Raw genomic sequence first — 24137 nt, forward strand, 5'->3', positions numbered from 1 at the left:
CCATGGCCGCCCCGTTGTCTGCCCTGCGCCGGTCTCGCCCCGAGGCGGCGCGACGGCCCCCGATGTGCGACAGTGGGGGCCATGACTGAGACACCCCGCCCCTCCTCTGCCGCGCAGGATCCCGCCGACGCCCAGCCCGATCCCGGCGTGCACCGCTTCCCCGGCGGCACGGATGCCGCCGCGGCCCCCGAGGCCGCCCCGGAGCCCAGCGCCGAGCAGATCCAGGCCGTGAACGCGCAGATGCGCGACATCGCCGAGGTCCCCGCCGTGGAGGTCATCACCACCACCGCGGTGCACCTGATGAGCGCGGCCGCCGTGAAATGCGGCCTGGCCGAGGGGCCCGACGCCGCGGAGCTGAAGGATCTGGACGAGGCCCGCAAGCTCATCATCGCCCTGGCCGGGCTGGTCACCTCCGCGGCCCCGGAGATCGGCTCCCAGCACGCCGGGCCCCTGCGCGACGGCCTGCGCTCCCTGCAGCTGGCCTTCCGCGAGGCCTCCTTCGCCCCGGACGCCCCGGGCAAGGGCCCCGGAGAGAACCTGACCGGCCCGGTCTTCTAGCCCGCCGGGCGCGGCTCCCGGTCCTCGACCGGGCGCACCCGGATCTCCAGGGAGTCGATCCGCTCGGCGAGCAGCGGGTCCGCGGCCACGGCCGCCCGGAAGGTCTCCGACGCAGCGTCCAGGCCCGCCCGGTCCAGGCCGGGGACCAGCAGCAGCTCGACGCTGAGCTCCGGGCCGGGCCCGCCGCCGGGCAGCAACCGACCCTCGGCGTCGCGGGCCGCCACCCCGGCCCCGGGGGCCATCTGCGCGCCTCGGGCCTGCGGGATCCCCGCGGCCGCGCGCTGCAGGGCGGCCAGCACCTGGGGATCCGAGTAGGACGGCAGCCAGGGCTCGCCCTTGGCCAGGGCCCACACCCCCGGACGCCGCAGGACGAAGACCAGATCGGTGCCCGGATTCAGGACCAGCAGCTGGTTGCCGTCCTCCACCGCGGCCAGCGCCGTGCGCCGGGCCTCGGCGGCCACCGGCCGGGCCTGCGGATGCCAGGAGGTCAGCGCGTCCACGCTGGTGAACACGGGCAGGGCCCGCCGCCCGTCCGGGGCGCTGATGGAGACCAGGGCCATCTCCGACTCCTTGTCCGAGACCAGCCCGTCCTCGGTCACGTGGGCCTGGGACAGCTCGGCGAGAACCGGGGCGAACAGGCGCGTGCCGCGCAGCGCCTCCAGCACCGACTCCTCGGGGATCTCGGCCCGGGCGAAGGCCTCCAGGGCCTCGGCCACGGGGGCGGGGGTCAGGCCGTCGTCCTGCGGATACGCGTGGGTGTGGGAGGTCCCCTCCCCCAGGTTGCGGCCCTTCCACGGCTGCCCGCCGGTGTCCGTCTCCCGGCCGGCGCTGCGCAGCTGCGCCTGGATGTGAGCCGGCAATTCCCGCGGGCTCATGCCTCGGGCCGCCCCGCCGCGTCCAGGGCTTCGGCCAGGGTGAAGCGCCCGGCGTACAGGGCCTTGCCGACGATCGCGCCCTCGACCCCGTGCGGGACCATGGCCCGCAGCGCCTCCAGGTCCGCAAGCCCCGAGATGCCGCCGGAGGCGACGACCGGCCGATCCGTGCGCCGGGCGACCTCGGCCAGCAGCTCGGTGTTGGGCCCGCGCAGCGTGCCGTCCTTCGTCACGTCGGTGACGACGTAGCGGGCGCAGCCGTCGGCGTTGAGCCGGTCCAACACCTCCCACAGGTCCCCGCCCTCCTCGGTCCAGCCGCGGGCCGCCAGGGTCGTGCCGCGCACGTCCAGCCCGACGGCGATGCGCTCCCCGTGCTCTGCGATGACCCGGCGCGTCCACTCCGGGTCCTCCAGGGCGGCGGTGCCGAGGTTGATCCGGGCGGGCTCCAGGCTCAGGGCCCGGCGCAGCGAGGCGTCATCCCGGATCCCTCCGGACAGCTCGATCTTCAGCCGCACCCGCTCGGCGACCCGGCGCAGCACCTCGGTGTTCTCCCCGCGCCCGAAGGCCGCGTCCAGATCCACCAGGTGCACCCATTCGGCACCGGCCTCCTGCCAGGTCAGGGCCGCCTCGACGGGGTCGCCGTAGCCGGTCTCGGTGCCGGCTTCGCCCTGGACCAGGCGCACGGCCTGGCCCCCGGCGACGTCCACGGCGGGCAGCAGCTGCAGGCGGGGGGTGCTCATCGGGATGGTGCTCCTGTTCGTTGCGGATGGTGCGCGCGGGCGCGGGCGGGATGGCCGCGCCCGGCGCTCAGTCGAGGGTGACGACGTAGAGGCCGTAGGCGAAGAAGGCCGCGCCCAGGATCCACAGCACGACCTGGGCGATGAGCGGCAGCTTCTGCCGGCGGAAGGAGATGCCGCCGCCGACGAGGAAGGCCCCGAAGATCATCAGCAGCAGACCGGAGGTCAGGGGACTCATGCGCGCTCGCCCTCCTCGGCGTCGACGGCGGGCGCGGTCTCCTGCGCCCGGGCGGGGTCTGGGAAGTCCTCCTCGGACTCGGGGCCGCGCGGGGCCATCCGGCCGGTGCGCAGCAGGGTGTCCAGCCAGTTGCGCAGCAGCCGCAGCCCGGCGTCCGCGGACTTCTCCGGGTGGAACTGGGTGGCGCTCAGCGGCCCGTTCTCCACGGCGGCGATGAACGGCACCCCCTGCTCGGCCCAGGTGACCTGCGGGGGCCGGATGTGCTGGCTGGTCTGGGTGAACTCCCAGCGCTGCACCGCGTAGGAGTGCACGAAGTAGAACCGCTCCCGCTCGATCCCGGCGAACAGCCGGCTGCCCTCCGGCGGGCGCACGGTGTTCCAGCCCATGTGCGGGACCACGTCTCCGGGCAGCTTCTCCACGGTCCCGGGCCACTCCCCCAGTCCCTCGGTGTGCTCCCCGTGCTCGGTGCCGGCTTCGAAGAAGACCTGCAGCCCCACGCAGATGCCCAGCACGGGCCGGCCGCCGGCCACCCGGCGTCCGATCAGCCGCGGGGCATCCACGGCGCGCAGGCCGTCCATGACGGCGCCGAAGGCCCCGACGCCGGGGACCACGAGGCCGTCGGCCTCCAGCACGTCCTGCGGGCGCCGGGAGAGCACGACGTCGGCCCCGGCGGTCTCCAGGGCGCGCACGGCCGAGCGGACGTTGCCGGCCCCGTAGTCCAGGACGGTGACGGTGGGCTTCACGGGCTGCGATCCAGTGGTGCTCACAGCGCCCCCTTGGTCGAGGGGATGGCCTCCGGGACGCGGGGATCCGGCTCGACGGCCTCGCGCAGGGCCCGCGCCAGGGCCTTGAACTGGGCCTCGGCGATGTGGTGGGGGTCCCGGCCGCGCAGCAGGTCCACGTGCAGGCAGATCCCGGCGTGGTAGGCGATGGCCTCGAGCACGTGGCGGACCATGGAGCCGGTGAAGTGCCCGCCGATCAGGTGGTGGGCGAAGGCCTCGGACTCCCCCTCGTGCACCAGGTAGGGCCGCCCCGAGATGTCCACGACGGCCCGGGCCAGGGCCTCGTCCAGGGGCACGGTGGCCTGGCCGAAGCGGCGGATGCCGCGCTTGTCGCCCAGGGCCTCGCGCAGGGCCTCGCCCAGCACGATCGCGGTGTCCTCGACGGTGTGGTGCACGTCGATCTCGGTGTCTCCGCTGGCCTCGACCTCCAGGTCGATCAGCGAGTGCTTGGACAGGGCGGTGAGCATGTGGTCGTAGAAGGGCACGGTGGTGCTGATCCGGGAGACGCCGGTGCCGTCCAGGTTCAGGCTGAGCCGGACCGTGGACTCACTGGTGGCGCGGGTCAGGGAGGCCGTGCGGCCGCCCGCCCGGGCGGGCTGGGCGTCAGGGGTCTGCATTCGATGCTCCGTAGCGGTGTCGGCGGTGGGTCGGCGCGCCCCGCGGGGCCCGTGAGATCCGGGCGCCCGGGGCGGGGGTGGTCTCAGCGGCGGTCGGGCAGGTGCCGTTCCAGGCTGTCCAGGAAGGCGGTGGTCTCCTCCTCGGTGCCGGCGGTGACCCGCAGGTGCCCGGGGATCCCGACGTCGCGGATCAGCACGCCGTCGCCCAGCAGGTCCTCCCACAGGCCCTGGGCATCGGACAGGCCCCCGAAGAAGACGAAGTTGGAGTCCGAGGCGGCCGGCTCCAGACCCAGCTGCTCCAGACGGGTCACGATCCGGTCCCGCTGTTCGCGGATGCGTCCGACCTGCCCCAGCAGCTGGTCCCGGTGGCGCAGCGCCGTCAGGGCGACGGCCTGGGTCACCGCGGAGAGGTGGTAGGGCAGGCGCACCAGCATGACGGCCTCGACCACGGCCGGATCCGCGGCGAAGTAGCCGACCCGGGCCCCCGCCAGGGCGAAGGCCTTGCTCATGGTGCGGCTGACGACCAGGCGGGGCCTCCCGGGCAGCAGGGACAGCGCGGTGGTGTCCGGATCGCGGGCGAATTCCGCGTAGGCCTCATCCACCACGAGCATCCCGCCCAGCTCCTCGACGGCCTCGTAGGCGGCCAGGATGGTCTCCGGGGAGAGTGCCGTGCCGGTGGGGTTGTTGGGTGAGCACAGGATCGTGACGGTCGGCCGGTGCTGGCGGATCTGGCGCGCGGCATCCTCCGGGGAGAGGGTGAAGTCCGCGGCCCGCCGCCCGGCGATGTACTCGGTGTTGGTGCCGGAGGCCAGGAGCGGGTACATGGAGTAGGTGGGCGCGAAGCTCAGCACGTTGCGGCCGGGCCCGCCGAAGGCCTGCAGCAGCTGCTGGAGGATCTCGTTGGAGCCGTTGGCGGCCCAGACCTGGCGTTCGGTGATGCCGTGGCCGAGGTAGTCCGCCAGCTCGCGGCGCAGCTGCGGGAAGTCCCGGTCCGGGTATCTGTTCAGCCCGGCCGCGGCCTCGGCGGCCGCACTGCCGATCGCCCGGATCAGCTCCTCGGGCAGCGGATGGGTGTTCTCGTTGACGTTCAGGGCGTAGGGCACCTGGATCATCGGGGCGCCGTAGGCCCTCTGGCCGCGCAGGTCATCTCGCAGCGGCAGGGAATCCAGGATGGCGGCTTCCGCATCGGGGCTGGCTGCATCACTCACGGTGCCATCCTAGTGGAGTCCCCGTTCGCGTGAACCCGGAACCCTGCGGTCTCACGGCGCGGCGGTCTCCGGCTGCGGCACCACGAGGCGCTGGCCGGGCCGCACGGCGCTGTCCTGCAGGTCGTTCAGGTCCACGATCCGCTCCACCGCGGCCCGCGGGTCGGACTCCGGATCCGCCTCCTGTGCGAGGCTCCAGAGGGTGTCCCCGGCGGAGACCACCACGACGCGGGTCTGCGCCCCGCTCGGCGCGGCGTCGCCGGCCTGGGCCTGCGGGCTCAGCACCAGCAGCAGGGCCCCGGCCAGCACCGCGACGGCCCCGAGCAGCACCGGCAGGCCGATGAGCAGGAGGCGTCCGCGCCGGGTGAGCCGCAGCGTCGGGCGGGCCGCGCGCTCCGGACGGCGGCGCAGCAGCCGGGTGCGGCGCGCGGCCGGACGGGCGCAGGCGGGGCGGGTGCAGGCGGGTGCGCCTGCCGGATGGGCACCCCGGCGCGGCCCGGTGCGGAACCCGATGCGGAACGGGCGGGGTGCGGTGAGCGCGATGCTCATGGCGGCCTCCTAGCGGTGATTGACGCTCGATCGCCTTCGAAGACGTGTTCGAGTTCGTACATCTGTTCTACCAGTGCGATCGAAGACTGTCGAGGGACTAGAACATGTGTTTGATCCGACACGCGGTCTCGCCTACGCTGATGGGAGCAGTCCACACCCCCGGACTGACAGATCGAACACCTCCAGGAAGGACCCGACGGTGGCCCGAGAGCACGGAGCAGCCCCCCACGGAGCCGAGGCCTCCGCCCGCAAGCCCCTCACCGCGCGCCAGCGCACCATCCTGGAGGCCATCTCCGCCTCGATCAGCGCGCACGGCTACCCGCCGTCGATGCGCGAGATCGGCGACGTCGTCGGGCTGTCCAGCCTCTCCAGCGTCACCCACCAGCTCTCCCGGCTCGAGGCCCTGGGCTACATCCGCCGCGATCCGAAGCGGCCGCGGGCCATCGAGGTGCTGGCCGAACCCCGCCGCACCGACATCCGCCCCTCCGGGCAGGGCCCCGCGCAGGAGGAGCAGTCGGACCCCGCCCCGAGCGCGCAGCCGACGGCCGAGGCCGCAGCCGACGTGGTCCCGCTGTTCCCCACCGCCGCTCCCGAGGCCTCCGCGTCGGAGGCCGAGGAGGAGCAGGGGCAGAACATCAGCGTGCCGCTGGTGGGGCGCATCGCCGCCGGTGTGCCGATCACGGCCGAGCAGCACGTGGAGGACACGATCTCCCTGCCCCGACAGCTGGTGGGCCAGGGCGAGCTGTTCATGCTCGAGGTGCGCGGGGATTCGATGGTCGAGGCCGCGATCTGCGATGGCGACTGGGTCGTGGTGCGCCAGCAGAACACCGCCCAGAACGGGGACATCGTCGCCGCCCTGCTCGATGACGAGGCCACCGTGAAGACCTTCCGACAGCGCGACGGGCACACCTGGCTGCTGCCGCAGAACCGCCAGTACGAGCCGATCCTCGGCGATCACGCCAGCATCATGGGCAAGGTCGTCTCGGTGCTGCGCGCCGTCTGAGTCCGGGCTTTGAGGCCCTCGCCTCAGCCCGCGTGCAGCCGCCGCAGCGCCCCCGTGACCACGGGCAGGCGGTCCGTGGTCCACAGCGGCGGCAGGGCCGCCCGCAGGAACCCGCCGTACCGGGCGGTGGCCAGCCGGGAATCCAGCACCGCCACGACCCCGCGGTCCTCGCGGGAGCGGATCAGGCGCCCGGCCCCCTGGGCCAGCCGGATCGCCGCGTGGTAGGCGGAGACCGCCATGAAGCCGTTGCCCCCGCGCCGGCCCACCGCCCGGGTCCGGGCGGTGGCCAGCGGATCATCCGGGCGCGGGAACGGGATCCGATCGATGAGCACCAGGCGGCAGGAGGGCCCCGGCACGTCCACGCCCTGCCACAGGCTCATGGTTCCGAACAGGCACGTGTCCTCCTCGGCCGTGAACCGCTCGACGAGACCGCGCAGCGAGGACTCCCCCTGCACCAGCACCGGCAGGTCGGAGTGCTCGCGCACGTACTCGGCGGCCTGCTGCGCGCCGCGACGCGAGGAGAACAATCCCAGCGCCCCGCCGCCGGAGGCCTCCACCAGCTGCAGGATCCGCTCCAGCTGCTCCTCCGAGACCCCGCGCCCCGGCTTGGGCAGGTCCCGGGCCACGTAGAGCATCCCCTGCTTCGGGTAGTCGAAGGGCGAGCCGACGTCCAGCCCCTCCCACGCCGGGGCCTTCTCCCCCTGCAGCCCGAGGGAGCCGGCGACCTGATCGAAGGAGTCGCCGATGGCCAGGGTCGCCGAGGTCAGCACCACCGTGCGGTCCTGGAACAGCCCCTCGCGCAGCCGCCCGGCCACGGACAGCGGGGCCACGTGCAGCGTGGCCGGGTCCGTGTCCGCGGCGCTGACGTAGCCGCGTCCCGGCTCCCAGCCGCCGGCCCGGGAGATCCACACGACCTCGAAGCGCCCGTCCGCGCTGAGCATCCGCTCGGCCAGCTCCAGGACCTCGGTGAGCTTGGCGCGGGCGGTCTGGCGCCCGGCGTCGGAGTCCTTCGCGTCGCCCTTGGTGTCGGACAGCGCGGCCCGGGCGGCGTCGCGCACCTGCTCCATGGCCCGGGCGATCCCCGGCTCCAGCCCCTGCGGCATGAGCTCGGCGGGCCGGCCGGAGCAGGCCTGCTCCAGGGCCTCGGCCGCGGAGCTCAGCGGCTCCGAGGCCGCCTGGGTGTTCGTGCGCACCGCCCGGGCCGCGGAGCGGACCATCAGCGGGGACAGGGCGCCGGTCACCGCGCCGGTCACGCGGTCCACCAGCTCGTGGGCCTCGTCAACCACCACGACGTCGTGCTCGGGCAGCACCCCGATCCCCTCGAAGGCGCTGATCGCCAGCAGCGCGTGGTTGGTGATCACGACGTCGGCCTCCCCCGCCCGCTGCCGGGCCCGCTCGGAGAAGCACTCCTCCACCAGGGGGCAGCGGCGCCCCAGGCACTCCGAGGCCGTGACCGAGACCTGCCGCCAGGCCCGGTCCGAGACGCCCGGGCGCAGGTCATCCCGGTCCCCGGTGTCCGTGGAGTCCGTCCAGGCGCGCAGGCGCACCACCTCCTCGGCCAGCGAGTCCGGGGCGGGACGGGGATGCCCACTGGCGGCCTGCCCCTGGCTGTTGAGGTTGAACAGCGCGTCCGGGTCCTCATCCTCCGGGTAGCCGCCCTCCAGCTTGTGCAGGCACACGTAGTTGCTGCGCCCCTTCAGCAGGGCGACCTCCACCTCGCCCTCGAGGCGATCCTCGAGGGTCTCCAGCAGCCGGGGCACGTCCCGGCCGACGATCTGCGCCTGCAGGGCCAGGGTCGCGGTCGCGACGACGACGGGCTTGTCCGCGCCCAGGGCGTGCTGGATGGCCGGGACCAGGTAGGCCAGGGACTTGCCGGTACCGGTGCCGGCCTGCACCAGCAGGTGCCGCCCCGTCTGCAGGGCCTGGGCCACGTGCGCTGCCATGATCCGCTGCCCGTCGCGGCGCTGCCCGCCGGTGCGCTCGATCGCCGTGTCCAGCAGCGCCAGGGCGTCTTTGGCCCCGGGCAGGGTCTCCGGCTCCGCACCGGTCGGGGCGTGCACGTCCTCGGCGGCCTCCGCGGGTGCCGAGCCTCGCGTGGGGTCCGGGTTGGTGCTGCTCACGGGGCGGTCACGGCGTAGGGCTGCAGCTCCGGGGCGGTCTCCTCCCGCACCAGCACGCTCATCCGGGTCCCGTCCTCCTCGAACGCGGTGGACAGGATCTCCGCGTCCCACTCGTGCAGCCGGGAGACCACCTCCCCGTGGGTGTAGGGCACCAGGATCTCCATGCGCACGCTGGGCCGAGGGATGGTCCGGGAGATCAGCTCCTTCAGCTCCGGGATCCCTTCCCCGGTCTTCGCGGAGACGATCGCATGGTGGGGTTCGCGCAGCCGGATGCGATCCAGAACGAAGGGGTCCGCGGCGTCGGCCTTGTTCAGCACGATGATCTCCGGGACGTCCTGCGCGTCCACCTCGGCCAGGACCTCGCGCACCGCGCGGATCTGGCCCTCCGGGTCCGGGTGGGAGGCGTCCACCACGTGCAGGATCACGTCCGCGTCGGCCACCTCCTCGAGGGTGGAGCGGAAGGCCTCGACCAGCTGGGTGGGCAGGTTGCGCACGAAGCCGACGGTGTCCGAGAGGGTGTAGCCGATGCCGTCCGGGGTCTCGGCCCGGCGCACCGTGGGGTCCAGGGTCGCGAACAGGGCGTTCTCCACCAGCACCCCGGCGTCGGTGAGCCGGTTGAGCAGGGAGGACTTGCCGGCGTTGGTGTACCCGGCGATGGCCACGGAGGGGATGTGGTTGCGACGCCGGTTGGCCCGCTTGGTCTCCCGGGCCGGCTTCATCGCGGCGATCTCCCGACGCAGCTTGGCCATCCGCTGGCGGATGCGGCGCCGGTCCAGCTCGATCTTCGTCTCACCGGGACCGCGCGAACCGATCCCCTCGCCGCCGGCCGCCCGACCGCCGGCCTGGCGGGACATGGACTCGCCCCAGCCGCGCAGGCGCGGCAGCAGGTACTCCAGCTGCGCCAGCTCCACCTGGGCCTTGCCCTCCCGGGACTTGGCGTGCTGGGCGAAGATGTCCAGGATCAGCGCGGTGCGGTCGATGACCTTGACCTTGACGATGTCCTCCAGCCCACGCCGCTGGGACGGGGCCAGCTCCGAGTCGATGACGACGGTGTCCGCGCCCGTCTCGGCCACGATCTCCTTGAGCTCCTGGGCCTTGCCGGAGCCGAGGAACGTGCCGGGGTCCGGCTTCAGCCGCCGCTGCACCAGCCCGTCCAGGACCTCGGAGCCGGCGGTCTCCGCCAGGGCCGCGAGCTCGCGCAGGGAGTTCTCGGCGTCCTCCAGGGTGCCCTCGGACCAGATCCCGGCCAGCACCACGCGCTCCAGGCGCAGCTGCCGGTACTCGACCTCGGTGACGTCCTCCAGCTCGGTGGACAGCCCGGCCACGCGCCGCAGGGCGCGGCGCTCCTCGAGGTCCTGCTGCTCGCCGTCGTGCTCGGTGTGCTGGGTGGTCTCCGCCAGCTCCGGGGCACGGCGGTCCAGGATGGAGGCCTGGTGCTCCTCCTCCGGGGAGAAGCGGCCGAGGACCCGGTCCACGGTCGCGCGCAGCTGGGCGTCGCTGGGCTGGCGGGGCTGCTCGGTGCGCTCGTCGGTGTGCTCGGGGGCGGCGTCGTCGGCGGTGCGGGGGTGATGCTGGGGCAAGGGTGCCTTTCCGTGCGGGGGCGCGGCCGGTGCTGACTCCCTCGGATCGGGCGCGCGGACCGCTCAATGCGTCCTGCCAGTCTACCGGGCGGCCCCCGCGCCGCACCCGGGGCGGGCCTGTGCTGTGGACGAACACGCGACGCCGCGCCCCAGCGCCGAGTCCCGGGGAGCCGGCGCCGCGAGCGCGGACGCCGAGGAGGCGGGTGAGGCGGGCCGATACGATGGGGGATCATGGTCGAGCACTACTTCTCCGCGCACGAGGACGAGCCCTTCGTCGAGCAGCCCCTGCGGGTGCGACTGGCCGGGGCCGAGCGGGATCTGGTGAGCGCCCCCGGCATCTTCAGCCCGAAGGCCCTGGACAAGGGCACCGCGGTGCTGCTGGACGAGGTCCCCGCCCTGCCCCGGTCCGGGTCCCGCTTCCTCGACGTCGGCTGCGGGTGGGGGCCGATCGCGCTGAGCATGGGCCTGCAGCGGCCCGACGCCGAGGTGATGGCCGTGGACGTGAACCGGCGCAGCCTGGAGCTGACCCGCCGCAACGCCGCGCGCCTGGGGCTGACCGGCATCCGCCCGGTGATCCCGGAGGAGGTGGATCCGCGGCTGCGCTTCGACGCGATCTGGTCCAACCCGCCGATCCGGGTGGGCAAGCAGGTGCTGCACGAGCTGCTGCTGACCTGGCTGGTGCGCCTGGCCCCGGCCGGGCAGGCGCACCTGGTGGTGCAGAAGAACCTGGGCGCGGACTCCCTGCAGCGCTGGCTGGATCAGACCCTGCGGGAGCGGGAGCCCGGCGCCTTCGCGGTGGACCGGGCCGCCACCGCCAAGGGCTTCCGGATCCTGCGGGTCACCCGCGCCGCCTGATCCCCGCGGCGACCTGCCCGGGTCCCGCGGCTCAGCCCAGGCGCACGGTGCCCACGAGCTCGGCCGGCCCGGAGAGGATCACGTGCTCCAGCTCGTCCGGGCCGAGCACGAAGGTCACGCCCAGCTCCCCGCCGGGCACGCCGACCCGCCACTCATCCGGGGCGTCCTCCCCGCCCCAGAAGCGGGTCGCCGCCGCGGCAGCGCACGCGCCGGTCCCGCAGGACAGGGTCTCGCCCACCCCGCGTTCGCTGACGCGCAGCACCAGCGCTCCCGTGCCGTCGTCCTCCTCCTCGGCGTCCCGGGGCACCACGAATTCGACGTTGGTGCCGGCACTGGGCCGGGGGTCCACGGTCGGTGCGGTGCCCAGGTCCAGCCGGGCCAGCTTGGCCTCATCGGCCAGGGCGACGACGGTGTGCGGGTTGCCCATGGTGATGGACAGGCCCGGGCGGGCGGTGCGCAGGCCGCGGGCCGAGACGGTGCAGTCGGCCCCGTGCTCCCGGGCCTGCTCCCCGTCGATGAAGCCCCAGGGGCCCATGTCCACGGCGTAGCCGCCGGGAACCCGGGCGACGGTCTTGACCCCGCCGCGGGTCCCGATGCGCACGGTCTCCCCCTCCGGCAGCTCGATCAGCCCGGCGTGGATGAGGTGGTGGGCGAACACGCGCACCCCGTTGCCGCACATCTCGGACAGGGAGCCGTCCGCGTTGCGGTAGTCCATGAACCACTCCGGGGCGTCCTCCCCGTTCGCGGCGAGGGCCCGCCCGGCCTCCAGGTGCTGGCTGCGGATCGCGCGGATCAGCCCGTCCGCGCCGATCCCCCGGTGCCGGTCGCACACGGCGGCCACCAGGTCCCCCTCCAGCTCGAGGCTTCCCTCGGGATCGGTGAGCAGGAGGAAGTCGTTGCCGGTGCCGTGGCCCTTGCTCAGGGTGACTCCGGCCAGTTCGCCCCAGCGGGAGGCGTCGGTCTGCGCGGTGGTGCTCTCGGTCGTCACCCGGCCAGTCTATCGGGCGGGTCGGACGACCGAAGGGCCGGCTCAGCGAGGACCGGTCTGGCCGGCGAATCCGGCCGCGCTCCCGGTCCTGCCCGCGCGGTCAGGTCAGCCCTCGGCTCCCCCGTCGTTCGCGGTCTCCGGCGTGCGCCCCTGCTCGATCAGGGTCAGCGCCCGGTCCAGCTGCTGGCGCGGGGAGAGGGTGAATCCGATCCAGGTAACGCGCGGGTCCGCCCGGAACCAGGTGACCTGGCGGCGGGCGAAGCGGCGGGTGGCGATGATCGTCTCCTGCACGGCCTCCTCCTCGGAGGTCTCCCCGTCCACGACGCGCAGGAACTGCGCGTAGCCCAGGGCGTGGGAGGCGGTGCGCCCCTCGCGCAGCCCCCGCTCGGCCAGGTCCCGCACCTCCTGCAGGAGACCGGCCTCGACCATCCGGTGCACCCGCACGGCCAGGCGGTCGTGCAGCAGGTCCCGGGGCCCGTTCAGCCCGATCTGCAGGGCCGGCTCCCGGTGTTCGCGCCGCGGCATGTAGGAGGAGAAGGGGCGCCCGGTCAGCTCGTGGACCTCCAGGGCGCGCACCAGGCGCCGGTCGTCCAGGCCGCGCCGCGCGGAGACCGGGTCCACGGCCTCCAGCCGAGCGGCCAGCGCCCCGCGCCCCTCGGTCTCCAGGAGCTCCTGCCAGCGCTGACGCACCTGCGCATCGGTGGGCGGGAACTCCAGCACGTCCAGGGCCGCGCGCGCATACAGTCCGGACCCGCCGACGAGGATCGGGGTGCGCCCGCGCCCCCGGATCTCGGCGAAGCGCTCGCGGGCCTCGCGCTGGTAGCGGGCCACGGAGGCCTCCTCGCGCACGTCCAGCACGTCTAGGAGGTGATGGGGCACGCCGTCGCGCTCGGCGGGCGTGAGCTTGGCCGTGCCGATGTCCATCCCGCGGTACAGCTGCATCGAGTCCGCGTTGACCACCTCGCCGTCCACCTCGCGGGCCAGGGCGACGCTGAGGTCTGACTTCCCCGTGCCGGTGGGGCCGAGGACGGCGATGATCGGGAGGGTCATCGGCGCGGCGGCAGGGCCGGCATCCCGAGCATCGTGGTGCCCGGGGCGCCACCCGACGGGGCGCCGGTGCCGCAGGAATCGGCCTGGGCGCGATCCCAAGCGTCCCCGGCGCGGGAGCGGCGCACCGCGTAGTCCTCCGCCGGGGAATCGGCGAGCAGGTGGAAGGGTGCGGCGTCGGTGATCCGCACGGTCGCGAAGTCCCCCGGACGCGGGACGGGGGCGCCGTCGGGCACGCTGAAGTGCACGAGCCGCTGATCCGGAGTGCGCCCGGAGAGCCGGTGGGTCTGCTCGGCCTTGCGTCCGGTCTGCGCGGAGACCAGCAGCTCCACCCGCTTCCCGACCTGCTCGGCGTTCAGCTGCGCGCTGATGCGATCCTGTAGGGCCACCAGCCGCTCGTACCGCTCCTGCACGACCTCCTGGGGCACCTGGTTCTGCATCCGACCCGCCGGGGTGCCGGGGCGGATGGAGTACTGGAAGGTGAAGGCCGAGGAGAACCGGGACTCCTCGACCACGCGCAGGGTCTCCTGGAAGTCCTCCTCCGTCTCCCCGGGGAAGCCCACGATGATGTCCGTGGTGATGGCGGCGTGCGGGATGCGCTTGCGCACCTTCTCCAGGATGCCGAGGAACCGCTTGGACCGGTAGGAGCGGCGCATGGCCTTGAGCACCCGGTCGGAGCCGGACTGCAGGGGCATGTGCAGGACGGGCATGACGGTGGGGGTCTCGGCCATCGCGTCGATGACGTCGTCGGTGAAGGCCGCCGGGTGGGGGCTGGTGAAGCGGATGCGCTCCAGGCCCTCGATCTGCCCGCAGGCGCGCAGCAGCTTGGAGAAGGCCTGCCGGTCACCGAAGCCGACGCCGTAGGAGTTCACGTTCTGCCCGAGCAGGGTGACCTCCACGGCGCCGTCGTCCACCAGGGCCTGGACCTCGGCGAGGATGTCCCCGGGCCGGCGGTCCTTCTCCTTGCCGCGCAGGGAGGGGACGATGCAGAAGGTGCAGGTGTTGTTGCAGCCCACGGAGATGGACACCCACCCGGAGTGCACGTTCTCCCGCTTGGTCGGCAGGGTGGAGGGGAAGACCTCCAGGGATTCCAGCAGCTCGGTGGCGGCCTCGCGGTTGTGCCGGGAGCGCTCCAGCAGCCGCGGCAGGGAGCCGATGTTGTGGGTGCCGAACACGACGTCGACCCAGGGGGCCTTCTCCACGATGGTGTTCTGGTCCTTCTGGGCCAAGCACCCGCCGACGGCGATCTGCATGCCCTCGTGGGCGCGCTTGACGGGGGCGAGCTGACCGAGGTGGCCGTAGAGCTTGTTGTCTGCGTTCTCCCGCACCGCGCAGGTGTTGAAGACCACCAGGTCAGGGGTCCCCTCACCCGTGTGCGGGACGTACCCGGAGGCCTCCAGCAGCCCGGAGATCCGCTCGGAGTCGTGCACGTTCATCTGGCAGCCGAAGGTGCGCACCTCGTAGCTGTGGGACCGCCCCGTCCGCTCCTCGATGCCGGGCGGGCAGGGCTGGACGTCGAGGGCCTCGGGCAGGGTCGACGGCAGGGTCTGGGTCTGGGTCGCGCTCGCATTCACTGTGCCAGGGTACAAGACCGCCGCGGGCGCCGGGACGTGCCGGATCAAGTCCACCGGCCCGGGTCAGGCCAGCCCCGGTGGCTCCTCCAGACGCGTCTCCCCGTGCTCGGCCATGACCGTGCGCACGATCTCGAAGGCCGCGCCGGGGGCGTAGCCTCGGCGGGCCAGCATCGCGACCAGCCGACGCAGGGCCTTCTCCCGCTGGGCCGGGTCGTCCAGGTCCCGCTCGGGGCGCAGCCGACGGCGCACCAGCGCGCGGGCGTCCTCGCGCTCCTCCTCCTCGGTGCGCTGGGTCAGGGCCCGCTCGGCGGTCTCCGGGTCGATGCCCTTCTGCGCGAGCTCCCGGCGCAGGGCCGGGCGGGCGAGCTTCCTGCTGGCGGAGCGGCTGCGTACGTACATCGCGGCGTATTCGGCGTCGTCGATCAGACCGAGATCCTCGTAGCGGTCCAGGATGCGGGTGGCCGTCTCCTCGGAGATCTCCTTCTCCGCGAGCTTCTGCGCCAGCTGGGCGCGGGAGCGGGCGGCGGCGGTGAGCTGGCGCAGCAGGATCTCCTTGGCCCGGGCGTATTCCGCCTCCTCCGGGGTGCGCGGGGCCGATCCCTCGGCTGGAGGCCGCCCCGCGTCCCTCCGCCCGTCCCCGGTGTTCGGCCCTGAGGACGGCGTCGAGGAGACCGGGGCTGCTGCGGGAGCGCCCAGGCTGCGTCCGGTGCGCCGACGGCCGACGCCGCGGCCCGTGACGGGTCCGCGGCGTCGGCCGTGCGGGCTGGAATCGCTCATCAGAAGTTCTCGGGCAGGGCGTCCAGCGGGTCATCACCCAGCTCGTCGATGCCCGCGCCGACGCCCGCGGGAGCCTCCTGGGACTCCTCGCCCTCCTCGGCGTCGATGATCCCGGCCTTGATCAGCGTCTTGTGCTGGATCTCCTCGGCCAGCTCGGGGTTGTCCTTGAGGAAGCGGCGGGCGTTCTCCTTGCCCTGGCCCAGCTGGTCCCCCTCGTAGGTGAACCAGGCGCCGGACTTCTTGACGATCCCGGACTCCACGGCCATGTCGATGATGCCGCCCTCCACGGAGATGCCCTCCCCGTAGAGGATGTCGAACTCGGCCTGCTTGAACGGCGGGGCCATCTTGTTCTTCACGATCTTGGCCTTGGTCCGCGAGCCGATGGGGTTGGCCCCGTCCTTCAGGGTCTCGATGCGACGGATGTCGATGCGCACCGAGGCGTAGAACTTCAGCGCCTTGCCGCCGGTGGTGGTCTCCGGGGAGCCGAAGAACACGCCGATCTTCTCGCGCAGCTGGTTGATGAAGATCGCGGTGGTGCCGGTCTGGGACAGGCGCCCGGTGATCTTGCGCAGCGCCTGGGACATCAGGCGGGCCTGCAGACCCACGTGGGAGTCGCCCATCTCGCCCTCGATCTCCGCGCGCGGGGTCAGGGCGGCCACGGAGTCCACGACGATGATGTCGATGGAGCCGGAGCCCACGAGCATGTCCATGATCTCCAGGGCCTGCTCGCCGGTGTCCGGCTGGGAGACCAGCAGGGCATCCGTGTCCACGCCGAGCTTCTCCGCGTAGACCGGGTCCAGGGCGTGCTCCGCATCGATGAACGCAGCGATCCCCCCGTTCTTCTGGGCGTTGGCCACCGCGTGCAGGGCGACCGTGGTCTTACCGGAGGACTCCGGGCCGTAGATCTCCACGACGCGCCCGCGCGGCAGGCCGCCGATGCCCAGGGCGACGTCCAGGGACAGGGCGCCGGTGGAGACGGTCTCCGTCTTCACGGCCTCCCGGTCCCCCAGGCGCATGACGGAGCCCTTGCCGTAGTTCTTGTCGATCTGGGCGAGCACGGACTCCAGGGCCTTCTCCCGGTCCGAGCCGGTGGCCCGGGACACCGGGGCGTTGTTGCGTGCTTTGGCAGCCATGGTCTCCTCGATTCTGATCGCCGCGCCGGTTCCGGTGCGACGGTGGTTGGTCCTGCGGTTCGATCCTCACGGTAACGGCCCCGACTGACAGATCGAAGGGGGCTCGCCCGCTCTGTGGATAACGGGAGCCCGGGTCCGGGTCCCGGTGGGCCGGGGACGCGCCGGGCGGTGACCGCGCCTCCTCTGCAGCCAGTGTAACGCAGTCCGAACAGATCTTCGAACACCCCTTCGAACGCGCTTCGGCGCTCGAACACCGGCCGCCGGCGCTCCGCGAGATGCCGGGCTTCGCCTCAGCGGGGCTCGCCCGGATCCGCCCCGAGCCAGCGGTCCTCGGGCAGGTCGTGCTGGCGGCACACGGCCTGCCAGACGGCCAGGGGCTTCATCCCCGCGGCCAGGGCCTCCTCGGCGGTGCGGTTCCCGGCGGCGTCGAGCACCGTCTGGGCGGCGACGACGCGCGCGTAGCCGCGGCCGAACTCCTCCTCCATGGAGCGCCAGAACTCCGAGAGCTTCATCCCTCCTCCTTCCTGAGATCGCGCCCGCGCGGTGCCCGCCGAGCTGGGCCCGCTGTCCGGTGCCCGTCCGCGCGAGAACCCCGCATCCGCACCCCGAAGGTGGGGTGCGGACGCGGGGTCCTCAGGCTGCGGGCCGGGCCGGCAGGCTGCCGCCTCCCGCCGGTGCTCGGCGCGGGCCTCGGCAGGGTGCGGCGGATCAGTGCGCGATCGGACGCGGACGCGGCGCGCCCGGCAGATCCTTGGTGCCGGTGGCCCCGGCGCCGTACTCACGGCGGAACTCCTCGTCGAACTCGGTAGGCACGGTGTCCGGGATGCGCAGGCCCTCGCCGGCGGCGACCCGGTCGGCCACCTCGCGCAGCATCTGGGACAGGGGGATGTCCAGGGCGCTGCAGATCGAGGCGAGCAGCTCGGACGAGGCCTCCTTCTGGCCGCGCTCGACCTCGCTGAGGTAGCCGAGGGACACGCGGGCGCTGTGGGAGACCTCGCGCAGGGTGCGGTTCTGGCGCTGGCGGACGTCGCGCAGCACCTCGCCGATCTCGTGGCGCAGGACGATCATCTTGGGCTCCTGGTGGGCGGGGGTAGCGGTCTCGGGGCGGCTGACGTCCTTCCAGCGGACGACGCCGTTGACGGACACGGGCTGCTTGGTCATGGTCTTGCCTATCTCCCTACTCGAAGCGAACGACGGTCCGACCGGGTCCTCCGGGTGGTTCCTCGGGGCTCCGCCTGCGGCGGGTGCCCACGCAGTGGCCGGTCCTGCCGGTCCGTCATCACCCACTACAACCGCCTCACCTGTGCGTTCATTCCCCCCGCGCCGGGCAGGGACCTGGGAGTAACCTGGCAGATCGGTGAACAACAGGTCACCGTTCGGTCACCGTCCGCGGCTCAGCTGCTCCACCAGGGTCTCCAGGGCCCGCCGGGCGCTCTCGGTCCGGATGCGCTCACGATCCCCGGTCAGGTGCAGCTCGAGGACCGTCTCGGCCTCCGCCGGGCCCGCGATCCCCAGGTACACCGTGCCGACGGGCTTGCCGTCGTGCGGCTCCGGCCCGGCCGCTCCGGTGGCGGAGATCCCCCAGTCCGCGGCGCAGGCCCGGCGGGCGCCGCGGGCCATCGCCCGGGCGACGTCGGGATCCACCGTGCCGCGCGAGGCGATCAGCTCCGGGTCCACCCCCAGCAGCGCCTCCTTGACCTCGGCGGCGTAGGAGACGACGCCGCCGCGCAGCACCGCGGAGGCCCCCGGCACCTCGGCCAGGCTCGCGCTGATCAGCCCGGCGGTCAGGGATTCGGCCGTGGCCACGCTCTGGCCCCGCTCGCGCAGCAGCCGCACGGCCTGCTCCTGGGTGCGGCCCGGCCCAGGCTGGCCCGCGTGCGGGCTCATCGGGCCGCACCCCCGGAGGACAGGGCGCGGCGGCGCAGGCGCGCGGCCTGGACCACGTAGTCCAGCCCCGTCACCACGGTGACCACCAGGGCCGCGCCCATCACGATCCACCCGGGCACCAGCCAGCCGGTGCCCAGGGCGCCCAGCGGAAGGATGAGCAGGACCAGGGCGATGGTCTGCAGCACCGTCTTGAGCTTGCCGCCCTTCGACGCCGGCATGACCCCGTAGCGCAGGACCGCGAAGCGCATCAGGGTGATCCCCCATTCGCGCACGAGGATCACGATCGTGACCCACCACCACAGCTCCCCCAGCAGCGAGAGCACCACGAAGGCCGAGCCCGTCAGCAGCTTGTCCGCGATCGGGTCCGCGATCTTGCCGTAGTCGGTGATCAGGTTGCGGGAGCGGGCCAGGTCCCCGTCCAGCTTGTCCGTGTACATCGCGACGCCGAACACGACGACGGCGGCCCAGCGCATCCCCAGGGCGTCCGCGCCCCACGGGCCGCCGGCCCACAGGAACCAGATGAAGAAGGGAACCAGGAGGATGCGCACGGTCGTCAGCGCATTCGGCAGGTTCCAGTTGGACGGCTTCGGCTCGCCGGTCGGCGCGGTGCTCATCGGTGTCCCTTCCCTCTTCCTGTGCCGCGGGGCCCGGCGGCCCCGCGGCGATCAGCGCCCGGTCAGCTGCCAGGCATCCTCGGAGTCCGCGGACTCGGCGTCGTCCTGCCAGTCCCGGGCGGGTTCCTGCTGCGATTCTCCCACGAGGTCCGCGGGCGCGGACGCGGCAGGGGCGGCCGGGGGCTCCTGGCCCTGGATGCGGGCCAGGGCGGCCGGCAGGTCATCCGGGGCCACGAGCACGTCCCGGGCCTTGGATCCCTCCGAGGGCCCGACGATCTCCCGGGACTCCAGCAGGTCCATCAGCCGCCCGGCCTTCGCGAAGCCCACCCGCAGCTTGCGCTGCAGCATCGAGGTGGAGCCGAACTGGGTGTTGATGACCAGCTCCGCGGCCTGCAGCAGCACGTCCAGGTCGTCCCCGATGTCCTCGTCGATGGTCTTCTTCGGGGCCTCCTGGGTGACGTCGGGCCGGTAGCTGACCGGCATCTGCGTCTTGACGTGGGCGACGACGTCGTGGATCTCGGATTCGGAGACCCACGCGCCCTGCACGCGCATCGGCTTGGAGGCGCCCATCGGCAGGAACAGCGCATCGCCCTGCCCGATCAGCGTCTCAGCACCCGTCTGATCCAGGACCACCCGGGAGTCGGTCGCGGAGGAGGTCGCGAAGGCCATGCGGGAGGGCACGTTGGCCTTGATCAACCCGGTGACCACGTCCACGGAGGGCCGCTGGGTGGCCAGCACCAGGTGGATCCCGGCCGCACGGGCCAGCTGGGTGATGCGCACGATCGCGTCCTCCACGTCCCGCGGGGCGACCATCATCAGGTCCGCCAGCTCATCCACGATGACCAGCAGGTACGGGTAGGGCCGGATGGTGCGCTTGGAGCCGGGCTCGGGCTGCACACGGCCTTCGCGCACCGCGCGGTTGAAGTCGTCGATGTGCTTGAACCCGAAGTGGGAGAGGTCGTCGTAGCGGGCGTCCATCTCCTTGACCACCCACTGCAGGGCCTCGGAGGCCTTCTTCGGGTTGGTGATGATCGGGGTGATCAGGTGCGGCACGCCCTCGTAGGCGGTCAGCTCCACGCGCTTGGGGTCCACCATGATCAGGCGGACCTCGTCCGGGGTCGCACGCATGAGGATCGAGGTGATCATGGAGTTGACGAAGGAGGACTTGCCCGCCCCGGTGGCCCCGGCCACCAGCATGTGCGGCATCTTGGCGAGGTTGGCAACGACGTAGCCGCCCTCCACGTCCTTGCCCACGCCCATGACCATCGGGTGCGGGGAGGCGTGGGCCTTCCCGGAGCGCAGCACATCGCCCAGGGCCACGGTCTCCCGGTCCGTATTGGGGATCTCGATGCCGATCGCGGACTTGCCCGGGATCGGAGAGAGGATGCGCACGTCCGCGCTGGCCACCGCGTAGGCGATGTTCTTGGACAGGCGGGTGACCTGCTCGACCTTCGTGCCCGGGCCCAGCTCGATCTCGTAGCGGGTGACCGTGGGGCCGCGGGAGAAGCCGGTGACCTCCGCGTCGACGCTGAACTGCTCGAGCACGTCGGTCAGGGAGGCCACGACGGCGTCGTTGACCTCCGAGCGCTCCTTGGCCGGGGGTCCCTGCACGAGCAGGGACTGGCGGGGCAGGACGTAATCGGTGGTGGCCAGCGCGGTCTCCCGGGCGGCCCCGCGCTGGGGGTGGGCCCGCGGGATCTGCTCCCCCGCGGCGGCCTCGGTCCCCGCGCCGAGGTCCGCGGGCTCGGCGGGTTCGGCGCGCTCGATGAGCGGGGAGACGTCCTGGGCGGGGTGCTCCGGGTGTTCGGCCGGGGCCTCCGGGGTCGCGGCTCCGGCGGGGGCCGCGGCCGCCCCGGCTGCCGGGGCGGCGTCGCCCGCGGAGGCCGAGACACCCCGGCGGGCCCCGCGCTGCGCGGCGCGGTGCGAGGAGCCTCGGGCCGGGGCGGTGTGGGTCTGATCGTCCTCCAGCACCTGGGTGGCGTCGGGGTCCACGGCCCCGGCGTCCTCGGCGTCGGGGGCGCCCGCGTCCCGATCCCGCAGCACCCGGGTGGCCTCCTCCTGCTCGCCGAAGGGGTCGCGCAGGATCGGCCCGGTCTCGGCGGTCTCGATGGGCTGCTCCTGGGCGGCGCGGGCGCGGTTGAACTTGCCGAGGTCGAACAGCTCGGACTTCTTCCGCTTCCGGCGCGAACCCTGCGGCTGCGTCGAATCGGCCTCCGGGGAGGCTCCGGTCTCCTCCCGGTCCACCACCGCCCGGGTGTAGGGCTCATCCGCCTCGTAGGAGTCCAGGGCCGGGGTCGGGCGGGAGCGGTCCCTGCCCTTCTTCCGGCGGCCCCGGCGCGTGCTCGGGGCGTCCTCGACGTAGGGGCCGTCCAGATAGGAGCGGTCGTGCTCGTCGGCCCCGGGGCGCTCGGGCCGCTCCCCGAGCAGCCGGGTCAGGCCGGCGCGCAGCCGCGGGATGATCTGGCGCACGGGGGTCGCGGTGATGATCAGCAGGGAGATGATCAGCAGCAGCACGTGCAGGGTCCACGCCCCGGGCACGGTGAGCAGCTTGGCCACGGTGCCCCCGGCCAGCAGGCCCACGACGCCGCCGGCCTCGCGGATCGCCAGCAGCCCGTCGTGGGTGGTCGGCGAGCCCGCGGCGAGGTCGAAGACCGCGGAGCCGGAGATCATCATCAGCAGCAGCCCGACGGCGATGCGGTTGTTGGCGCGCATCTCGGTGGGGTGGCGGAAGGCGCGCAGGCTGAATCCGCCCAGCAGGACGGGGGCGAGCAGGGCCATCAGCCCGAAGGTCCCGGCGACCACGGCGTGCCAGGCCCCGGCCGGCCAGGCGATGGCCTGGGAGGAGGCCCCGGCGAGGTTCCACCACTCGACGGCGGCGGTGATCAGGGCCAGCAGCAGCATCAGCAGGGCGCCGCCGTCGCGCCGGTCCTGCGGGTCCAGCTCGGTGCGCAGGGTGCCCATGCGCCGCACGGCCCCGCCGACGAGGTGGGCCAGGCCCAGCCAGGCGGCGCTGAGCGCCCGCACCAGGGGGTTGGGGCGGGGGCCGGTCTGCTGGGGTGCGCGGGAGCCGGAGCGGCCGCGGCCGGTCTTCGTCGCGGAGGTCTTCGCGGAGCGGGAGGATCCCTTGGAGCCGGAGGTCGCGGAGGGGGAAGTTCGAGGCGCCATATCCTCCAAGGGTAGTTCATGCGCGCGGGTCCGCACCGTTGGGCGCGGGCCCGGGGGCTTCCTACTTGTCCTTGCCGGCCTCCACGACCACCGGGATGATCATGGGCTTGCGGCGCAGCTTCCGGGCGATCCACTGTCCCATGGTCCGGCGCACCACCTGCTGCAGCTGGTGGTTGCTCGGCGCTTTGCCGCCCTCCTTGAGGGCCTCCTCCAGGGCGGAGGAGATCTTGGGGGTGATGGACTTGAACACGGAGTCGTCCTCCGCGACGCCGCGGGCGTGGATGTCCGGGCCGGCCACCACGCGCTTGGACCGGCGGTCCACCACGGTGATGATCGAGACGAAGCCCTCCTCGCCGAGGGTGCGGCGGTCCTTGAGGTCCTGGTCGGTGATCTCGCCGACGGACTTGCCGTCCACGTACACGTAGCCGCACTCCACGGCCCCGACGATCTTGGCCCGGTGGTCCTTCATGTCCACGACGATCCCGGACTCCCCGAGCAGCACGTTCTCCTCCGGCACGCCGGTCTGCACCGCGAGCTTGCCGTTGGCGATCAGGTGGCGGACCTCGCCGTGCACCGGCATGACGTACTCGGGCTCGAGGATGTTGTAGCAGTACAGCAGCTCCCCGGCGGCGGCGTGCCCGGAGACGTGCACCTTGGCGTTGCCCTTGTGGATCACGTTGGCGCCGAGCTTGAGCAGGCCGTTGATGATCCGGAAGACGCTGTTCTCGTTGCCGGGGATCAGCGAGGAGGCCAGGATGATGGTGTCCCCCTCCTCGATCTGCACCCGGTGGTCCCCTGAGGCCATGCGGGACAGGGCCGCCATCGGCTCTCCCTGGGACCCGGTGCACATGAGCACAACCTCGTCGTCGCGGTACCGCTCGACGTCCTTGAGATCGATCAGCGTGTTCTTGGGCACCTGCAGATAGCCCAGCTTCTCCGCGATGGTCATGTTGCGCACCATCGAGCGGCCCACCAGGGCCACCTTGCGCCCGTGCTCGGCGGCGGCGTCGATGACCTGCTGCACGCGGTGCACGTGCGAGGAGAACGAGGCGACGATGATCCGCTTGGGGGCGTCCCGGAAGATCGAGGAGAGCACCCCGCCGATGTTCTTCTCCGTGGGGGTGAAGCCGGGGACCTCGGCGTTGGTGGAATCCGGCAGGAACAGGTCCACGCCCTCCTCGCCCAGGCGGGAGAAGTGGCGCAGGTCCGTGATCCGCCCGTCCAGGGGCAGCTGGTCCATCTTGAAGTCGCCGGTGTGCAGCACGGTGCCGGCCGTGGTGCGGATGAACACCGCGAGCGCATCCGGGATGGAGTGGTTCACGGCCACGAACTCGCACTCGAAGGGCTTGAGGTCCTCCACGTCCCCGGCGACCACCGCGAGGGACTTGGCCTTGATGCGGTGCTCCTGCAGCTTGGCCTCGACCAGGGCGAGGGTCAGCTGCGAGCCGATGATGGGGATGTCCGGGCGGCGCTTGAGCAGATACGGCACGGCGCCGATGTGGTCCTCGTGCCCGTGGGTCAGGACCATGGCGACGACGTCGTCCAGGCGGTCCAGGATGTGGCTGAGGTCCGGGAGGATCAGGTCCACGCCGGGCTGGGTCTCCTCGGGGAAGAGCACCCCGCAGTCCACGATCAGCAGCTTGCCGTTGAGCTCGTAGACGGTCATGTTGCGCCCGACCTCGCCGAGCCCGCCCAGCGGCATCACGCGCAGGGTGTCTCGGCCGAGCTTGGGCGGCTTGGGGAGGTCGTACTGGATCTGGGTCATGGGACCCCTTTCGTTCGGTTGCGGGGCGGCCGACGCCGTGGCGGCTCGGCGGCCCGGGGATGTCATCGACG

At 73.1% G+C, this 24137-nt stretch carries 23 protein-coding genes; 3 read left to right on the forward strand and 20 right to left on the reverse strand.

Features of this window, described 5'->3' with window-relative positions; genetic code table 11:
* The first annotated feature begins 81 nt into the window (after positions 1–81).
* The gene (locus NQ707_RS03105; RefSeq protein WP_099049706.1) at positions 82–558 is read left to right on the forward strand and encodes a DUF1844 domain-containing protein; all 477 of its coding nucleotides are present in this window, start codon (positions 82–84) and stop codon (positions 556–558) included.
* Here NQ707_RS03105 and NQ707_RS03110 read toward each other — a convergent pair.
* The 7 genes from NQ707_RS03110 to NQ707_RS03140 form a co-directional block, all read right to left on the reverse strand.
* Positions 555–1433, reverse strand: coding sequence for an SseB family protein (locus NQ707_RS03110; RefSeq protein WP_058730800.1), 879 nt, complete (start codon positions 1431–1433; stop codon positions 555–557). The two genes, NQ707_RS03105 and NQ707_RS03110, sit on opposite strands and share 4 nt — an antisense overlap.
* A complete protein-coding gene (priA, locus tag NQ707_RS03115; RefSeq protein ID WP_224799874.1) occupies positions 1430–2170 on the reverse strand; it encodes a bifunctional 1-(5-phosphoribosyl)-5-((5-phosphoribosylamino)methylideneamino)imidazole-4-carboxamide isomerase/phosphoribosylanthranilate isomerase PriA in 741 nt (246 codons plus the stop codon). Before priA ends, NQ707_RS03110 begins: the two co-directional genes overlap by 4 nt.
* 67 nt (positions 2171–2237) lie before the next feature.
* Positions 2238–2405: a hypothetical protein gene (locus tag NQ707_RS03120; RefSeq protein ID WP_165590107.1), complete on the reverse strand. Its 168-nt coding sequence runs from the start codon at positions 2403–2405 to the stop codon at positions 2238–2240.
* On the reverse strand, positions 2402–3172 hold the full coding sequence (hisH, locus tag NQ707_RS03125) for an imidazole glycerol phosphate synthase subunit HisH (protein WP_081046232.1): 771 nt from the start codon (positions 3170–3172) through the stop codon (positions 2402–2404). Before hisH ends, NQ707_RS03120 begins: the two co-directional genes overlap by 4 nt.
* On the reverse strand, positions 3169–3804 hold the full coding sequence (hisB, locus tag NQ707_RS03130; RefSeq protein WP_058730802.1) for an imidazoleglycerol-phosphate dehydratase HisB: 636 nt from the start codon (positions 3802–3804) through the stop codon (positions 3169–3171). The genes hisH and hisB overlap by 4 nt, the downstream gene beginning before the upstream one ends.
* A gap of 83 nt (positions 3805–3887) precedes the next feature.
* Entirely contained in the window at positions 3888–5012 is a 1125-nt protein-coding gene (locus tag NQ707_RS03135) for a histidinol-phosphate transaminase (RefSeq protein ID WP_404434725.1), read from the reverse strand.
* A gap of 51 nt (positions 5013–5063) precedes the next feature.
* Complete coding sequence (locus NQ707_RS03140; RefSeq protein ID WP_058730803.1) at positions 5064–5558, reverse strand: LysM peptidoglycan-binding domain-containing protein; 495 nt, start codon at positions 5556–5558, stop codon at positions 5064–5066.
* 199 nt (positions 5559–5757) lie between these two features.
* Between NQ707_RS03140 and lexA the strand changes: the two genes are divergently transcribed.
* Positions 5758–6561: a transcriptional repressor LexA gene (gene lexA / locus NQ707_RS03145; RefSeq protein WP_404434729.1), complete on the forward strand. Its 804-nt coding sequence runs from the start codon at positions 5758–5760 to the stop codon at positions 6559–6561.
* A 23-nt stretch (positions 6562–6584) separates the two neighbouring features.
* Here the strand turns inward: lexA and NQ707_RS03150 are convergent, their stop codons facing one another.
* Positions 6585–8681 (reverse strand): ATP-dependent DNA helicase, encoded by a 2097-nt coding sequence (locus NQ707_RS03150; RefSeq protein ID WP_404434734.1) that lies wholly within the window; start codon positions 8679–8681, stop codon positions 6585–6587.
* Positions 8678–10261 carry a GTPase HflX gene (gene hflX, locus NQ707_RS03155; protein ID WP_058730806.1) on the reverse strand — a complete coding sequence of 528 codons (1584 nt, stop codon included), beginning with the start codon at positions 10259–10261 and terminating at the stop codon, positions 8678–8680. The genes NQ707_RS03150 and hflX overlap by 4 nt, the downstream gene beginning before the upstream one ends.
* Positions 10262–10492: 231 nt before the next feature.
* Between hflX and NQ707_RS03160 the strand changes: the two genes are divergently transcribed.
* A complete protein-coding gene (locus tag NQ707_RS03160; protein ID WP_058730807.1) occupies positions 10493–11116 on the forward strand; it encodes a class I SAM-dependent methyltransferase in 624 nt (207 codons plus the stop codon).
* A gap of 31 nt (positions 11117–11147) precedes the next feature.
* Here NQ707_RS03160 and dapF read toward each other — a convergent pair whose 3' ends face one another.
* From dapF to NQ707_RS03215, 11 genes are all read right to left on the reverse strand, one after another.
* The gene (gene dapF / locus NQ707_RS03165) at positions 11148–12104 is read right to left on the reverse strand and encodes a diaminopimelate epimerase (RefSeq protein WP_404434739.1); all 957 of its coding nucleotides are present in this window, start codon (positions 12102–12104) and stop codon (positions 11148–11150) included.
* Positions 12105–12209: 105 nt separating this feature from the next.
* Positions 12210–13154, reverse strand: coding sequence for a tRNA (adenosine(37)-N6)-dimethylallyltransferase MiaA (gene miaA / locus NQ707_RS03170; protein ID WP_064725827.1), 945 nt, complete (start codon positions 13152–13154; stop codon positions 12210–12212).
* On the reverse strand, positions 13151–14644 hold the full coding sequence (miaB, locus tag NQ707_RS03175) for a tRNA (N6-isopentenyl adenosine(37)-C2)-methylthiotransferase MiaB (protein ID WP_129357900.1): 1494 nt from the start codon (positions 14642–14644) through the stop codon (positions 13151–13153). Before miaB ends, miaA begins: the two co-directional genes overlap by 4 nt.
* A gap of 144 nt (positions 14645–14788) precedes the next feature.
* The gene (locus NQ707_RS03180) at positions 14789–15502 is read right to left on the reverse strand and encodes a regulatory protein RecX (RefSeq protein ID WP_404434744.1); all 714 of its coding nucleotides are present in this window, start codon (positions 15500–15502) and stop codon (positions 14789–14791) included.
* A complete protein-coding gene (recA, locus tag NQ707_RS03185; RefSeq protein WP_061225232.1) occupies positions 15502–16635 on the reverse strand; it encodes a recombinase RecA in 1134 nt (377 codons plus the stop codon). Before recA ends, NQ707_RS03180 begins: the two co-directional genes overlap by 1 nt.
* Before the next feature lie 290 nt (positions 16636–16925).
* On the reverse strand, positions 16926–17147 hold the full coding sequence (locus NQ707_RS03190; RefSeq protein WP_061225233.1) for a DUF3046 domain-containing protein: 222 nt from the start codon (positions 17145–17147) through the stop codon (positions 16926–16928).
* A gap of 196 nt (positions 17148–17343) precedes the next feature.
* Positions 17344–17796, reverse strand: a complete 453-nt coding sequence (locus NQ707_RS03195) for a helix-turn-helix domain-containing protein (RefSeq protein WP_081046235.1) — start codon at positions 17794–17796, stop codon at positions 17344–17346.
* A gap of 219 nt (positions 17797–18015) precedes the next feature.
* The gene (locus tag NQ707_RS03200; RefSeq protein ID WP_064725826.1) at positions 18016–18522 is read right to left on the reverse strand and encodes a CinA family protein; all 507 of its coding nucleotides are present in this window, start codon (positions 18520–18522) and stop codon (positions 18016–18018) included.
* Positions 18519–19136, reverse strand: a complete 618-nt coding sequence (locus tag NQ707_RS03205; protein ID WP_058730813.1) for a CDP-alcohol phosphatidyltransferase family protein — start codon at positions 19134–19136, stop codon at positions 18519–18521. The genes NQ707_RS03200 and NQ707_RS03205 overlap by 4 nt, the downstream gene beginning before the upstream one ends.
* 51 nt (positions 19137–19187) lie before the next feature.
* Positions 19188–22301, reverse strand: a complete 3114-nt coding sequence (locus NQ707_RS03210) for a DNA translocase FtsK 4TM domain-containing protein (protein WP_328798869.1) — start codon at positions 22299–22301, stop codon at positions 19188–19190.
* Positions 22302–22362: 61 nt separating this feature from the next.
* Complete coding sequence (locus tag NQ707_RS03215; protein WP_058743681.1) at positions 22363–24066, reverse strand: ribonuclease J; 1704 nt, start codon at positions 24064–24066, stop codon at positions 22363–22365.
* Positions 24067–24137 lie beyond the last annotated feature (71 nt).

The sequence above is a fragment of the Rothia sp. BD8 genome (assembly GCF_044878465.1).
GTDB classification, from domain to species: Bacteria; Actinomycetota; Actinomycetes; order Actinomycetales; family Micrococcaceae; genus Rothia; species Rothia kristinae.

Excerpts from the sequence above, each read along its gene's own strand:
- NQ707_RS03195 (WP_081046235.1), bottom strand. The coding sequence starts at position 17,796 with ATGACCAAGCAGCCCGTGTCCGTCAACGGCGTCGTCCGCTGGAAGGAC.
- NQ707_RS03200 (WP_064725826.1), bottom strand. The coding sequence starts at position 18,522 with ATGAGCCCGCACGCGGGCCAGCCTGGGCCGGGCCGCACCCAGGAGCAG.
- recA (WP_061225232.1), bottom strand. The coding sequence starts at position 16,635 with ATGGCTGCCAAAGCACGCAACAACGCCCCGGTGTCCCGGGCCACCGGC.
- NQ707_RS03110 (WP_058730800.1), bottom strand. The coding sequence starts at position 1,433 with ATGAGCCCGCGGGAATTGCCGGCTCACATCCAGGCGCAGCTGCGCAGC.
- NQ707_RS03105 (WP_099049706.1), top strand. The coding sequence starts at position 82 with ATGACTGAGACACCCCGCCCCTCCTCTGCCGCGCAGGATCCCGCCGAC.
- NQ707_RS03205 (WP_058730813.1), bottom strand. The coding sequence starts at position 19,136 with ATGAGCACCGCGCCGACCGGCGAGCCGAAGCCGTCCAACTGGAACCTG.
- hisB (WP_058730802.1), bottom strand. The coding sequence starts at position 3,804 with ATGCAGACCCCTGACGCCCAGCCCGCCCGGGCGGGCGGCCGCACGGCC.
- NQ707_RS03210 (WP_328798869.1), bottom strand. The coding sequence starts at position 22,301 with ATGGCGCCTCGAACTTCCCCCTCCGCGACCTCCGGCTCCAAGGGATCC.
- NQ707_RS03120 (WP_165590107.1), bottom strand. The coding sequence starts at position 2,405 with ATGAGTCCCCTGACCTCCGGTCTGCTGCTGATGATCTTCGGGGCCTTC.
- NQ707_RS03140 (WP_058730803.1), bottom strand. The coding sequence starts at position 5,558 with ATGAGCATCGCGCTCACCGCACCCCGCCCGTTCCGCATCGGGTTCCGC.
- priA (WP_224799874.1), bottom strand. The coding sequence starts at position 2,170 with ATGAGCACCCCCCGCCTGCAGCTGCTGCCCGCCGTGGACGTCGCCGGG.
- NQ707_RS03180 (WP_404434744.1), bottom strand. The coding sequence starts at position 15,502 with ATGAGCGATTCCAGCCCGCACGGCCGACGCCGCGGACCCGTCACGGGC.
- NQ707_RS03160 (WP_058730807.1), top strand. The coding sequence starts at position 10,493 with ATGGTCGAGCACTACTTCTCCGCGCACGAGGACGAGCCCTTCGTCGAG.
- NQ707_RS03215 (WP_058743681.1), bottom strand. The coding sequence starts at position 24,066 with ATGACCCAGATCCAGTACGACCTCCCCAAGCCGCCCAAGCTCGGCCGA.
- NQ707_RS03190 (WP_061225233.1), bottom strand. The coding sequence starts at position 17,147 with ATGAAGCTCTCGGAGTTCTGGCGCTCCATGGAGGAGGAGTTCGGCCGC.
- miaA (WP_064725827.1), bottom strand. The coding sequence starts at position 13,154 with ATGACCCTCCCGATCATCGCCGTCCTCGGCCCCACCGGCACGGGGAAG.